The sequence below is a fragment of the Streptomyces polygonati genome, from assembly GCF_042650325.1.
Classification (GTDB): Bacteria; Actinomycetota; Actinomycetes; order Streptomycetales; family Streptomycetaceae; genus Actinacidiphila; species Actinacidiphila polygonati.
Genome location: NZ_JBHSBB010000013.1, coordinates 84,808 through 98,269, shown reverse-complemented (window position 1 = coordinate 98,269; position 13,462 = coordinate 84,808). Strand labels below are relative to the sequence as shown.

Sequence of the window (13,462 nt, the reverse complement as noted above, 5' to 3'; positions counted from 1 at the left end):
AGGGAGACCGATCACCTCCCGCCACGCGCGCCCGGATCATTCAGCCAGGCCGTACTTCCCCAACAGCTCCTGGTGGCCGGCCACATAGGACGTGTCGGTGATGACCGTCTGGTCGGAGGGCCCCCGGCTGCACATGCACAGATGCCGGCCGCTGGAGGTCACCCGGACCGCCTGGGCGCCGCCGGAGGACATGATCTCCTCGGCGATGTCCCTGACCAGGTACTCCTGGATCTGGAAGCGCCGGCTGTAGGCCTGCACCAGCCGGGGGAACTTGCCCAGTCCGAGGATCCGGTCGCCGGGGACGTACGAAATGCTGACCTTTCCGAAGAAGGGGAGGAAGTGGTGGGCGCAGATCGAGAAGAAGTTGGCATCATGGACGCGCACGACTCCGTGATGCCCTCCTTCCACGAGGCAGGTAGTCTTGAGGATCTTCGAGGGATCGATCTCGTAGCCGCTCAGCAATTCTCGATAGGCGCGGATGATCCGGTCTTCGCATTCCGGTCCGCTGTACCAATCGAGTGCTCTCTCGTCGGTCGTGACATTCTGTTTCAGCCACTCCGCCATGGTCACGGTTGACCTCCGTTCCGCTCTCGCCAACAGGCCCAGAAGGGCTCAGATGGAGTAATGCGACTGTCGCGTCAAAATCAGCTTTTGGATAGACCTTTCCCCAATTGCCACTCGTCCAGCGCAATTTCGGGATGATCGCACCATCGGAAAGGCCGGCGATTACGCCGCCGGAGGCGGGGCGGAAGCGGGGCGGACGCCGAGGCTGGAGCGCGGGCGGCGAGCCGGCGGCCCGCCCCCGTTCGGCGCAATGGCCCGCTCCCGGGGGGGCAGTCGCGGGAAGCTCGGGGTCCGGAGCGGGCGAGGTGAGTGGCGGGGCGGCGTGGCAGCGCAGGACAGGCACTCTCTCAGCCGGCTGACGACACTGACGGACGGCGTCTTCGCGATCGCGCTGACGGTGCTGGTGCTGCAGATCCCCGTGCCGCGGATCGCCGATCACGACTCCGCCCGGCAGCTGCGCGCCGCGCTGGCCCGGCTGGAGGGGCAGTTCGTCAGCTACGCCGCCACCTTCGTCATCATCGCGGCCTTCTGGCAGCAGCACCGCCGGGTGTTCCGGCTGACCGGCCGGCACGACGAGACGGTGGCCCGGCTGAACTCCCTGTTCCTGCTCCTGATCGCCTTCCTCCCCTTCCCGTCCGCGCTGGTGGGCCGCTACGGGTCCAACGCCGCCGCGGTCGTCTTCTTCGACCTCTGCGTCATGGCCGTCGCGCTGGCCTTCATCCTGCTGTGGCTGCGGCTCCACCGGTCGGGCGACTTCACCGACCGGCTGCCGAGCGCCTACAGCCGGTGGATCCTGCTCCGTACCGTCTGCGTCTTCCTCGGCCTGGCCGTCTCCGCCGTGGTCGCCCTCTTCGACGCCGACGTCGGCACCTATGTGTGGCTCGGCGTCTTCCTGATGCTCTTCGCCCTGAACCTCCTCTTCCGCCCGGTGATCCGCCGCGCCGACACCACCGGCGAGGACACCGACGGCTGATCCCCCGCGTCGGGGCCCGGGGCGTGGCCGGGCGGCGGCCGGGCGGCGGCCCGCGTGCACGCCGTGCGCGCGGGAGTGCGGTCCGGATTCCCCGCACCCGCCGAGCACCCGCCCCGCATCCGATGGCGCGCGCTCCCGTGCCGCCGCGGCGCATGAAGACACCGGCCAGCGGTCATCCTTCAAGAGGTGCCGCCGCATCTGCATTTGCAGACGGCGCGCTTGATCATCGTTGCGGTGACAAGGAGAGGGCTCATGGCCGGTCAGAGGGGCAGTGCGGGGCGGGACGAACGGCTCATGGGGGAGGACGGCATCGCCGCTTCAGCCGTGGTGTGGCGGAAAAGCAGCCACAGCAACCACCAGAGTGCCTGCGTGGAAGTGGGCGACTTCGGTCACGAGACGGTCGGTTTACGCGACTCCAAGGACCCCGAAGGAGCAGTTCTGACCTTCAGTCGCAGCCAACTCCGGTCTTTCATTGCCGCGGTGGTGGCGGGCGAGTTCACTGGGGATCGGTAACCGGCCACTTCTGGCGGCAACTTCCGCCCCCATATGACTGAGGCAGGATGAGGGGTCCAGAAGCCGCCCCCTCGCACGAAGGAGCACCAGCCCGTGCCTGCCCAGCCGTCCCGCACCCCAACCCGATCCGCGCAGGGAGTCCGCAACGTCCGCCCGCTGTCCGGCCGCGCGCCGACCGCCCAGCGCATGATCTTCGGCGAGACGCTGCGAAAACACCGTGAGGCCCTCGGTCTCAAGGAGAAGGAGGTCGCGGAGGCGATCGGGGGGTGCTCGGCGTCCAAGATCAGCCGGCTGGAGAACGGCGAGCACGACTTCAAGGAGAAGGACGTCCTGTGCCTGCTGGACGTCTACCAGGTCGCGGACCCCGCCGAGCGCGAGCGGCTGCTGGCCCTCTCCCAGGAGGCCAACCAGAAGGGGTGGTGGGAGGCGTGGCGGGACGTGGCTCCCAAGGAGCTGCAGACCTACGTGAGTCTGGAGGACATAGCCGCGCGGATCCGCTCGTACGAGAGCGGTCAGCTGCTCGGGCTGCTGCAGACCGCCGACTACACCCGGGCCCTGGTCCAGGCGAACTCCCTTGAGCCGAGCGGCCGGACGGCCGACCGGATCATCGAGCTGCGGGCCATGCGCGCGCAGCGCTTCCTGGAGGAGTCCGCCACCCAGCTGATCTGCGTACTGGACGAGGTCACCCTGTCGCGCGGCTACGGCACGAATCAGATCATGCACCAGCAGATCGAGCACCTGATAGACCTCGCCGAGCACGAGCGGATCAGCTTCCGGCTGGCCCCCTCCGCCCGGCTCAATCTGCCGGTGCAGATCGGCACCACCACGATCTTCGACTTCACCGCCGACCAACTGCCCGCGATCGTCTATGTGGAGCGCTGCAACGGCGGCCTGTACTTGCAGGACCGGCACGAAGTCGACAGCTACGAAAGGGGCTTCGACCGGCTGATGGTCAACACCCTCGGCCCGGTGGCGTGTCTGCAGAAGCTGAAGGACTACAGCAAGAAGTACCGCTGAGGGCGGTCCCCGGTGGCGGCGGCATCCCCCGTACCGCCGCCGGCGGTCGTACGCCCCTGCGTCCTACGCCCCTGCCGCGGGTCAGGGCTTGCGCGCCACTCCCACGTACAGCGACGCCTCGGCGTCCGAGATCAGGCTCGGGCCGCTGGCCGCCTCCGGGTGCCACCGGTGCGCCACCTGCACGCCCGGCTCGGTCAGCTCCAAGCCGCCGAAGAACTCCAGCACTTCGGCGCGGCTGCGGACCCGGAGCGGGGTGCCGCCCTTGGTGTACACATCGACGATGGCCGCCCACGCGTCCGGGTCGAAGTCCGGGGTGCAGTGCGAGATCGTCAGATACGACCCCGGCGCGAGTCGCTCCACCAGCTCGCGCACGATGCGGTAGGCGTCCGCGTCGTCCGGTACGAAGTGCAGGACCGCGTTCAGGCTCAGCCCCACCGGCCGCGCCAGGTCCACGCAGCCGTCCCGCCGCACCACGTCCAGCAGGTGCGCGGGGTCGCGTACATCCGCCTCGACGTAACCGGTGGCGCCTTCCGGCGAGCTGCGCAGCAGGCTGTCGGCGTAGACCAGCACGATCGGGTCGTTGTCCACATAGGTGATCCGGGCCTCGGGCGCTTCGCCCTGGACCACTTCGTGCAGGTTGGGCGTGGTGGGGATGCCCGTCCCGATGTCGAGGAACTGCCGCACGCCGTGGTCCCGTGCCAGCAGGCGCGCCGAGCGGTGGACGAAGGCGCGGTTCACCCGGGCGACGGTCCGTATGGCCGGAAAGCTGCGGATGACCTTCTCCGCGGCGGAGCGGTCGACCTCGTAGTTGGTGTTGCCGCCGAGGAAGTAGTCGTACATCCGCGCGCTGTGCGGCAGATCCTGCCGCAACCGGTCCTCGACCTCGCCCCCAGCGCTGGCCTGCGGTAATTCTTCGCTCACACCGTGCCCCCATCGATCGTGCCCTGCCCGGTACGGGAATGGACCGAGGCCGGGCCCGCACCGCGCATCTGCTGACAGCACCTTATGCACGTGCGGGCGTCTTACTGAATACCCACCGTCCCCGGCCTCATCCCCCCGAGCCCACGGCCGGGGTGCGTCGCCCCGTAGCCGGGCAGAGATGGAGGGAGAGGCCCGTCGTGGTCGTGGTGGTGTCCGGCGCGGGAGGCAGGGCGGGCGGCGGTGGGCGGGGACGATGGGGGCCGGGGCCCGCGCCGCGCCGGGCGGCCTTCCGGAGGGAGAAGAGCGACGATGACGGAACACGGGAGCGGGCCGGGCAAGGGCGGTTGGGGACGGGACGAGACGCCCGAGGAACGGGCCGACCGGAGGTGGGGGGATCTGCTCCAGGAGCTGCGGGTGGCGCAGACCGGGGTGCAGATCCTCTTCGGGTTCCTGCTGACGGTCGTCTTCCAGCAGCGCTTCACCGACCTGTCCGCCGCCGACCGCCACATCTACACGGTCACGGTGGTGCTGGGGGCGGCCACCACCGGCGCGCTGGTGGGTCCGGTGTCCATGCACCGGCTGCTGACCGGGCGCCGGCTCAAGCCGGAGACGGTCCTGCTGGCCTCCCGGCTGACCGTGCTCGGGCTGGTGCTGCTGCTGTGCACCATGGCGTCGTCGCTGCTGCTGGTGCTGCGGGTGGCGATCCAGGACAGCTGGGCGCAATGGCTGGTGGGCGTGATGGTCGCGTGGTTCGTGCTGTGCTGGTTCGGGCTGCCGCTGTGGGCTCGCTACCGCAGCAACCCCGAGGAGGGGTAACGGATCAGTTGGCGGCGGCGGTTGGGCCGGTCCGGCCGGTCGGCGGCCGTCGGGGCCGCCCTCGGACGTGCGGAACCGCCGCCGCCGGACGGCGGCTCCTCGTAGGGTGTCCACTCCGGGTACGCCATCCGGCACAGGGAGTGGAGAGGGGGTGATCGAGGTGGACGCGATGTCCGAGGGCCCGGACGGTGCGGATCATCCGGGTCGGTCCGACGGGGCGGACCGGTCCCACCCCCCGAGCGACAGCCAGCACAACACCATCACCGGCGGTGTCTTCTTCCACGCGGTGATCCAGGGCCGCGACATCAGTGTCGTGCTGCCCCCGCGGATCACCCCGGCCCTGGCCGGCCTGCCTCCGCGGTCCAGCGTGTTCACCGGTCGTGAGGAGGAAGTACGCGGGCTGCTCGCCACCCTGGCCCCCGACTGGAAGGGCCGGCGGGCCGTGCTGGTGTCGGCGCTGGCGGGTATGGCCGGTGTCGGCAAGACCGAGCTGGTGCTGCAGAGCGCCGCCCGAGCGGTGAAGGAGACCGGCTGGTTCCCCGGCGGAGTGCTGTTCGTCGACATGTTCGGCTACGACCCGGACCGGTGCCTGTCCGCCGAGCAGGCGTTGGACGGTCTGCTGCGCGCGCTGGGCATGCCCGGGGACCACATCCCCACCGGGGCGCAGGACCGCTCCCGGCTGTACCGCAGTGTGCTGGCGGCCTTCGCCGAGCAGGGCCGGCGGATCCTGGTGGTCATCGACAACGTCTCCTCCGCCGAGCAGGCCCGCCCGCTGCTGCCCGGCGACGAGAGCACCGCGACCCTGATCACCTCCCGGCACACCCTGGACATCGACGCCCGCCTGCACGACCTGGACATCCTGGATCCGGATGCCTCGGTCCGACTGCTGCGCGAGACGGTCGAGTTCCGGCGCGAGGGCGACACCAGGGTCCGGGACGCGCCCGAGCACGCCGCGACGATCGCCCGCCTGTGCGCCGGTCTGCCACTGGCGCTGAGCGTGGCCGCGGGACTGCTCGTCGCCGCGCCGACCCGCCCGCTGGAAGATCTCGCCGACAAGCTCCAGGCGGCCCACACCCGGCTCAAGGAGTTAGGAGGTCCGGCGGGCGAGGACTTCCCGGTACGGGCCGCCTTCGAGCTGTCCTACCGGCAGTTGACCGAGGACCAGCGCCGTGTCTTTCGGCTGCTGCCGCTCAATCCGGGACCGGACCTGTCCACCGAAGCCGCCGCCCAACTGGCCGGCGCCGACCAGGAAACGACCGACAAGCTCCTCCAGTACCTGGCCCGGGCCCACTTGATCGAGCCGGGCCGTTCCTGGGGCCGCTGGCGGCTGCACGACCTGATGCGCCTGTACGCCGACGAGAGGGGACAGGCCGACGCCGTCGCGGACGGACGGGATCGGGCGTCGAGCCGTCTGCTCACCCACTACGTGATGAGTTCCGACCGGGCCGTCGCCCGACTCCGGGACCTCGCCCCGGACACCACGGACCGGTTCGCGAACGCCCAGCAGGCGGCGGCCTGGCTGGAGGAGGAACGCGCGAACCTGATCAGCGCGACCCTCGCCGCCACCGCCTCGGACCGCCCGCTGCCGGGCGTGGTCCTCTCCCTTTCCCTCGGCTGGTTCCTCGCCTCGAAGCGCGCCTTCGGCGAACTGCTGCTCGTGTCCGTGGCCGCCATGCTGCCCTGCCAGCTCCACGGGTTGCCCAGGGAACTCGAAGCGCCGGTGCTCAACCTCGTCGGTATCGCGATGCGGGAGGCGCGGCGGTTCGACGAGTCCGTCGCCGTTCACCGGCGCGCCGCCCTTTTCCAGCGGGAGATGGGCAACCGCTCCGGCCAGGCGGAGGCGTCGGTCAACCTCGGCCTGGCGCTGCGCGAAGCGGGACAGTCGCTGGAGGCGGCCGCAGCCCACACCGAAGCCATCGCGATCTACGAGGAGTTGGGCGACGACAGCGGCAAGGCCTCCTCGCTGACCGGCCTCGGACTGGCGCTCGCCGAGGCGGGGCGGGCGCGGGAAGCGGTCGAGGCGCACAGCGGCGCCGTGGCGATCTTCGCGGAACTGGCCGACGCCCGGGGCGAGGCCGGAGCCCTCAACAACCTCGGTATCGCCCTGCGCGCCCTCGAACGGCTCGACCGGGCCGGCGAGGCGTACGGGCGGGCCGTCCGGATCTACCACGAACTCGCCGACGCCTTCGGCGAATCCACCGCCCTGCGGAATCTGAGCACGTGCTACGCCGACACCGGGCAACTCGACCTGGCGATCGACGCCTCCGCGCGGTCGGCCGCGATCTGCCGGGAGACGGGCGACCGGGAACGCACGGCCGACGCCCTGGCCGACGTCGGCACCCTGCTGACCCAGGCACGCCGTACCGAGGAGGCCGTCGACACCCTGACCCAAGCCCTCGCTCAGTACCGTGACTTGGGCCATCGGCGCGGCCAGGCCGTCGCGTCGACCCACCTCGGACTCGCCCTGCAAGGGGAATACCGCTTCGACGAGGCCGCTCGTCATCACACCGAAGCCGCCGACATCTTCGCCGCCCTGGAGGACCACCACGGCCGGGCGACCGCGCTCAACAACCTCGCCGTCGCGCTGCGCTGGGCGAAGCGGTTCGACGAGGCCGCGCGCGTCGGCGCCGAAGCCGCCGCCCTCTTCCGTACGACAGGCGATGCCGCCGGCGAGCGGACCGCACGGGGCAACCGCCGCGACGCCCTCAACAAACGGCGGAGACCATGGCGTTGGCGCGGACGCCGCCGATGACGGCGGGGCGCCGGGAAAATCAAGGGACGCCGACCTGGCCCGCCCATAAGGTGCTCCGATGAGCCTCTACCCGGAGACCGAACCGTACGACCACGGCATGCTCGACGTCGGTGACGGCAACCACGTCTACTGGGAGGTGTGCGGCAATCCGCACGGCAAGCCCGCGGTCATGCTGCACGGCGGCCCCGGGTCCGGCTGCGGCCCCTGGTTCCGGCGCTACTGCGACCCGGCGGCCTACCGCATCGTGCTGCTCGACCAGCGCGGCTGCGGCCGCTCCACCCCGCACGCGAGCGCGTACGGCACCGACATGGGCGTCAATACGACCGGCCACCTGATCGCCGATCTGGAGCTGCTGCGTCAGCGTCTGGGGATCGAGCGGTGGCTGGTGTGGGGGGTGTCCTGGGGGTCGGTCCTCGGGCTGCGCTACGCGCAGACCCATCCGGCGGCCGTGTCCGAACTGGTCCTCACCGCGGTCGCGACCGGCTCGAACCCGGAAGTGGCGCTGCTGACCAGGGGACTCGGCAAGATCTTCCCCGAGGCGTTCGAGAAGTTCCTGGCGGAGCTGCCCGAGAGCGACCGCGGGGGGAATCTCGCGGCGGCCTACCACCGGCTCCTCGAATCGCCCGACCCGGCGGTGCGGGCGCGCGCCGCGCGGGCCTGGACCGACTGGGAGACGGCGGTCATTCCGGCGCCGCCGCGGTCGGTCGAGCGCTACGAGGACCCTCACTTCCGCATGGGCTTCGCCCGGACCGTCACCCATTACTGGGGCAACGACCACTTCCTCGGCGACAGCGACGCCGACAGCGGGAGTGGAAGCAGGAGCGGGAGCAGCGGCAACGACGCGGGCGTCGTGCTGCGCGACGCGCCCCTCCTCCGGGGCATCCCCGGCACCCTCGTCCAGGGCAGCCTCGACTTCGGCAATCTGCTCGGCACCGTGTGGCGGCTCCACCACGCCTGGCCTGGCAGCGAGTTGGTCCTCGTCGATGACGTCGGGCACACGATGGGGGCGTCCGGAGTGGTCGACGCGCTGGTGGCGGCGACCGACAAGTACGCGGCCACCGGGGCCTGAACCCGGCCACCGAGCCCAGCCGTAGGGCTTGCGGCCGAGCGGCCGGGACCGGGGCGCGCACCCAGGTGCTCACCCGGGTGCGTACCCCCGCGTCGGGAAACCCGCAGGTACAGGAGGTGCACCCCCCTGCACGGCCGCGAAGACACCTGTGCGAACGTCACTCCTGTCACATCTGGTCCGCGGATCAAGATCAGGAGAACGACCATGAGCAAGCCCGTACTCGAACCGGCCGCGCAGGAGTTCGTCACCGCCACGGCCGAGCCGCCGTACCTGTTCGACCTGGGCCCCGTCGAGGGCCGCACGACTGTCGACACCGTGCAGAGCCCCGAGATCGACGTGCCGGGTACCGAGAGGGAGTCCCTCACCGTGCCCGGCGGCCCGTCCGGCACGCTGTCGCTGACCATATTCCGGCCCACCGACGCCTCCGGTCCGCTGCCGGTCGTCCTCTTCATCCACGGCGCTGGCTGGGTCTTCGGCAACGACCACACCCACGGAAGGCTCGCCCGGGAACTGGCCCTCGGCGCGGGTGCGGCGGTGGTCTTCGTCAACTACTCGCTGTCCCCCGAGGCCCGTTACCCCGTCGCCAACGAGGAGAACTACGCGGCCGCCCAGTGGGTGGTCCGGCACGGCGCCGACCACGGCCTGGACCCGGCGCGCATAGCCGTCGCGGGCGACTCGGTCGGCGGCAACATGGCCATCGCGCTGACCCTCAACGCCAAGGAGCGCGGCGACGTCGCGCTCGCCGGCCAGGTCCTCTTCTACCCGGTCACCGACGCGTCCTTCGAGACCGGCTCCTACCACCAGTTCGCCGAGGGCTACTTCCTGCGCCGCGACGGCATGCAGTGGTTCTGGGACCAGTACACGACCGACCCGGCCCACCGCGCCGAGATCACCGCGTCCCCGCTCCGCGCCACCACCGACCAACTCGTCGGCCTGCCGCAGGCGTTGGTCATCACCGCCGAGGCCGACGTCCTGCGCGACGAGGGCGAGGCCTACGCCAACAAGCTCCGCGAGGCCGGTGTCCCCGTCACGGCCGCCCGCTACCAGGGCATCATCCACGACTTCGTGATGCTCAACCCGCTGCGCACCACCCACGCGGCCGAGGCCGCCATCAACCAGGCAGCCGCCTTCCTCGGCACCGTCCTGGGCACCCGCTAGGAACCGGCGCACACGAAAGGCGCGGCTCCGCCGCCGGGGGAAACCCGGCGGCGGAGCCGCGCCCGTGGTGTCAGCGGATCGGGTCGGGTCAGCTGTTCCAGACCTGGAACTCGGAGATCTGTCCGGCCGGCCAGCCGGTGTTCGCCGTGACGGTCACCCGGAAGTAGCGCTGGGTGGTCGCGGGGAAGGTGATGGTCACCGAGTCACCGGAGTTGGGGTCGAAGGTGTACGTGGCGGACGCCTTGACCGTGGTGAAGGTGCTGCCGTTGGTGCTGCCCGACACCGACAGCGTCTGGTTGCGGGCACCCCAGCTCGCAGGAAGCTGGAGGACGACCCGGCTCGCACTCTGCGCCGAGCCGAGGTCCACCTGCACCCACTGCGGGAAGGCGTTGTTGGCACTCTCCCAGTAGCTGCCCTGGTTGCCGTCCGTCACATTGCCCGAACCGTAGACATCCGTGTGCGAGGACTCGCCGGTGGCCTTGCCGGCCGCCAGGTTGGTGTTCGCGGCGACCGCGCCGGTGCCCGACAGGGTGACGGTGGTGGGGCTGTTCGTCGCGTTGCCGCTGATGGTCAGCGAACCGGTCCTGGCGCCCGAAGCCGTAGGCGTGAAGCGGACGTTGACCGTGCAGGAGGCGTTCGCGGCGATCGACGTACCGCAGGTGTTGGTCTGCGAGAAGTCACCCGAGGTGGCGACGGAGGAGACCGAGGCGGCCGCCGTTCCGGTGTTGGTCACCGTGACGGCCTGGGTGGCGCTGCTGGTGGAGACGGCCTGGCTGCCGAAGGTCAGCGCGGACGGGTTCGCCGTCAGGGAGGCGCTGCCACCGCCGCCGCCACCGCCGGTGAACTGGAAGCTGTTGAGGTTGAAGCCGCCGTTGTCCTGGTTGAGGGTCAGCACCTGCTGGCCGGCGGGCAGCGTCACCTGGGCGGTCGCGTTGCCCCAGGTCTGCCAGTCGCCGGTGGCCGGGAGGTTGACCGCGCCGCTGAGATTGGCGCCGGCCGCGTTGGACAGGTGCAGGGCTCCGGTGACGGCCGCGGGCGCGGCGACCCTGAAGCTCACCGTGTACGTACCGGCCGTGGCGACCTTGACGGTGTAGCGGAACCACTGACCGCCCGCCGTCCAGCCGACGTCGTAGCCGCCGCCGGTGTCCGAGGTGGCCTCCAGATTGACGCCGTCCCCGCGGTAGCCGTTGCCGTTGCCGTTGACCGAGGAGACGCTGTAGCCGACGCCCTGGCCGCCGGTGTCGTAGTTCTCGGCCTGCAGGACACCCGGGATCGCGGGGGCGGTGCCGCCGTACGGCCCCTCGCCGCCGCCGCCTCCGCCGCCGTTCTGCCAGCTGTTGCCGCTCAGCGTCGCGGTGAAGCCGGCCGAGTTGTTGATGAAGGGCTGCATCCCGTTGGCGGTCGCCAGGCCGGTGACGGTGTTGCCGGTGATCGTCGCCGATCCGGTGGGGGCCGGGTAGAACGGCGGGGCGATCACGATGCCGTTGCGCCAGGGCGAGGTCACCGTGTTGTTCTGGAGCAGCGTGTTGGTGGAGGTGGAGAAACCCACCCCGTCGTACAGCGAGTTGATCACCGTGTTGTTGGTGACCGTGACATGGTCGACGACGCCGACGTTCTGCCCGTCACCGCCGTTGCCCACCTGGAGGGCCGGCTGGCCCTGGCTGTAGCCGTTGCCGCCGGAGCGGACGACGGTGTTGCCGTTGACGGTGGCGGTGAGCAGGTCGCTGCCGTTGACGCCGAACCGGCCTGCGCCGAGACCGATGTAACGGGCGGTGTCCGAGATGTAGTTGCGCTCGACGTCCTGGTTGCTGCCGCCGTAGATGCCGATGCCCTTGCCGCCCCAGGGCGCGATGACGGTGTTGTTCGTCATCGTGATGTGCGACATCGCGGTGTAGTACGTCTTGTTGCCGTTGGAATCGGTGTTGTAGTTCACCGAGTTGATGGCCATGCCGTCGTCGCCGGTGCCGCGCACGAAGTTGTTCGTGGCGGTGATGTTGTTGCCGACGGTGTTGTTCAGCGACACGTTGTTGAGGTTGATGCCGTCGGCCCACACCGCGGTGACGCGGGCGTTCTCGACGGTGCCGCCGGTGCCGGAGGCCCAGTAGCCGGACTCGACGTGCTGGCTCCAGATCCCGTCGGACACCCAGTTGGTGCCGGAGGTGTCCATCGCGCCGCCACCGCCGTCGACCATCTCGCGGCTGGTGGAGTTGGAGTCCAGGTGGAAGTTCTGGACGTGGCACGAGGTGATCTGGAACAGGGCGCCCAGCGGGGTGTTGTTGGGCAGCGGGACCTGGCGGTAGATCGTGCTGTACCACATGCCCGCGCCCGCGATGGTGATCCCCTGGGCCTGGAGGCCCGCCGTGCCCTTGAGATAGAAGGTGCCGGCCGGGATCCACAGGATCTTGTTCTGGGACTGCGCCTGGTTGATGCAGTTCTGGATCGCCCCGGTGCTGTCGACGGAGGCGCTGTCCCCGGTCCCGTTGGTCGGGGTGTTGTCGGCCACCGCGCCGCAACTGGTGATGGAGATGGAGTTGGCGGGCTGGGCCACGGGGGCCGGCGGGTTCTCGGTGTCGACGACGTCGATGTAGTAGAAGGCGGCGGTGTTCGCGGCGTCCTTCTTCAGCGCGATCGTGCTGCCGGCCGCGATCGGTGTGCCGGTGACGAAGGTGTGCGACTCGTCGAAGAAGTCGCGGGGGTTGCCGTCGGCCGGGTTCTGGTCGCTGCCGTTGTAGTGGTTGCTGCCGCCCTCGTAGAACCAGCTCTGCCGCGAGTTGAGGTTCAGCGCCTGCCGGAACACACCGTCGACGTAGAGGTCGAGCGTCGCGGTGCTGCCGCCGCCGCTGGCGGAGTCCGGGATGCTCTCACGGACGTTGAGCGCGCTGATCGGGGCGCCGGTGGTGTTGGTCCACTGCACACCCTGGCCGGTGCCGGTCAGCTGTACGTAGGCGTGTCCGGACGCCTCGACCGCGGCACTGGAGTACTGCGTGGTCGGCGCGGAGGTCAGTGATACGGCGGTGGCTCCCCCGCTGAGGGTGCCCGCCTCGGCCTCGAAGCTGGTGAACGGGAGCGTCGCCCCGACACCGGCCGCCGCCGCGGCGGCACTCGTGGTGGCGGCGTTCGCCGCGGCCGGGTGGGCCGCCGTCGCGTGCGCGGCGGTCGCGGGTACGGTGGTGGCGCTCGGCGCGGCGGCGGCCACGGCCGCGGCGGCCGGGACGAGCCCGGATGCCGCGAGCAACGCCGTGACGACCACCCCGATCCAAGGTCGTGCGGCCATGTGCGGTAGGTGTCTCATCGGGTCCCTCCGGGTGGAACTCTCGGCGTGGGGGTGGGCGGACGACGTGGACGCGGCGGGAGAGCAGTGTGCGCCGGGGGGAACGTAGTCGGGTCGACAGCACAGCGCAATGGTTTGATGCATCTCTGCAAATATTTGACTTCTTTGCGGGTGTCACCCCCGGGCCCGGTCGCCGTCCGCCGCCGGTCGCCGGGGCGCCCCGGACCCCGCCGCGCGGTCCGTGAGAGGGGGTGGCCGCGACTTCCACGGCGGACGCGGCAGCCAGTACACTTCCCGGGCACCGGCCGAAAATGCCGGTGCTCCGGGCCCCAAAGCATTTTTCGCCGCCGGTCCGCCGGGCGGCGCCGGAATCGGGAAAGCCTCTCAGCGCGCGGTGCGGGCTTGCTA

Annotated in this window: 10 protein-coding genes; 7 read left to right on the top strand and 3 right to left on the bottom strand. The window is 70.6% G+C overall.

The features are described 5' to 3' along the window. Positions 1–36: 36 nt before the first annotated feature. A complete protein-coding gene (gene folE / locus ACFO3J_RS18630) occupies positions 37–564 on the bottom strand; it encodes a GTP cyclohydrolase I (RefSeq protein ID WP_386431019.1) in 528 nt (175 codons plus the stop codon). 322 nt (positions 565–886) lie between these two features. On the opposite strand from folE, the gene ACFO3J_RS18625 reads away from it, so the two are divergent. From ACFO3J_RS18625 to ACFO3J_RS18615, 3 genes are all read left to right on the top strand, one after another. After that, a complete protein-coding gene (locus ACFO3J_RS18625; protein WP_386430573.1) occupies positions 887–1,537 on the top strand; it encodes a TMEM175 family protein in 651 nt (216 codons plus the stop codon). A gap of 186 nt (positions 1,538–1,723) precedes the next feature. Then, on the top strand, positions 1,724–2,050 hold the full coding sequence (locus ACFO3J_RS18620) for a DUF397 domain-containing protein (protein ID WP_386430572.1): 327 nt from the start codon (positions 1,724–1,726) through the stop codon (positions 2,048–2,050). Between the two features lie 93 nt (positions 2,051–2,143). Then, positions 2,144–3,067, top strand: a complete 924-nt coding sequence (locus tag ACFO3J_RS18615) for a helix-turn-helix domain-containing protein (RefSeq protein WP_386430571.1) — start codon at positions 2,144–2,146, stop codon at positions 3,065–3,067. A gap of 81 nt (positions 3,068–3,148) precedes the next feature. On the opposite strand, the gene ACFO3J_RS18610 is transcribed toward ACFO3J_RS18615, so the two are convergent. Further along, complete coding sequence (locus ACFO3J_RS18610) at positions 3,149–3,988, bottom strand: SAM-dependent methyltransferase (RefSeq protein WP_386430570.1); 840 nt, start codon at positions 3,986–3,988, stop codon at positions 3,149–3,151. A gap of 309 nt (positions 3,989–4,297) precedes the next feature. On the opposite strand from ACFO3J_RS18610, the gene ACFO3J_RS18605 reads away from it, so the two are divergent. The 4 genes from ACFO3J_RS18605 (at position 4,298) to ACFO3J_RS18590 (ending at position 9,783) form a co-directional block, all read left to right on the top strand. Beyond that, positions 4,298–4,804 carry a DUF6328 family protein gene (locus ACFO3J_RS18605; RefSeq protein WP_386430569.1) on the top strand — a complete coding sequence of 169 codons (507 nt, stop codon included), beginning with the start codon at positions 4,298–4,300 and terminating at the stop codon, positions 4,802–4,804. A 151-nt stretch (positions 4,805–4,955) separates the two neighbouring features. After that, entirely contained in the window at positions 4,956–7,556 is a 2,601-nt protein-coding gene (locus ACFO3J_RS18600; RefSeq protein ID WP_386430568.1) for an ATP-binding protein, read from the top strand. 58 nt (positions 7,557–7,614) lie between these two features. Then, complete coding sequence (gene pip, locus ACFO3J_RS18595) at positions 7,615–8,625, top strand: prolyl aminopeptidase (RefSeq protein ID WP_386430567.1); 1,011 nt, start codon at positions 7,615–7,617, stop codon at positions 8,623–8,625. A 204-nt stretch (positions 8,626–8,829) separates the two neighbouring features. Continuing rightward, positions 8,830–9,783: an alpha/beta hydrolase gene (locus tag ACFO3J_RS18590; RefSeq protein WP_386430566.1), complete on the top strand. Its 954-nt coding sequence runs from the start codon at positions 8,830–8,832 to the stop codon at positions 9,781–9,783. Between the two features lie 88 nt (positions 9,784–9,871). Here the strand turns inward: ACFO3J_RS18590 and ACFO3J_RS18585 are convergent, their stop codons facing one another. Next, positions 9,872–13,057, bottom strand: coding sequence for a discoidin domain-containing protein (locus ACFO3J_RS18585; RefSeq protein WP_386430565.1), 3,186 nt, complete (start codon positions 13,055–13,057; stop codon positions 9,872–9,874). Positions 13,058–13,462 lie beyond the last annotated feature (405 nt).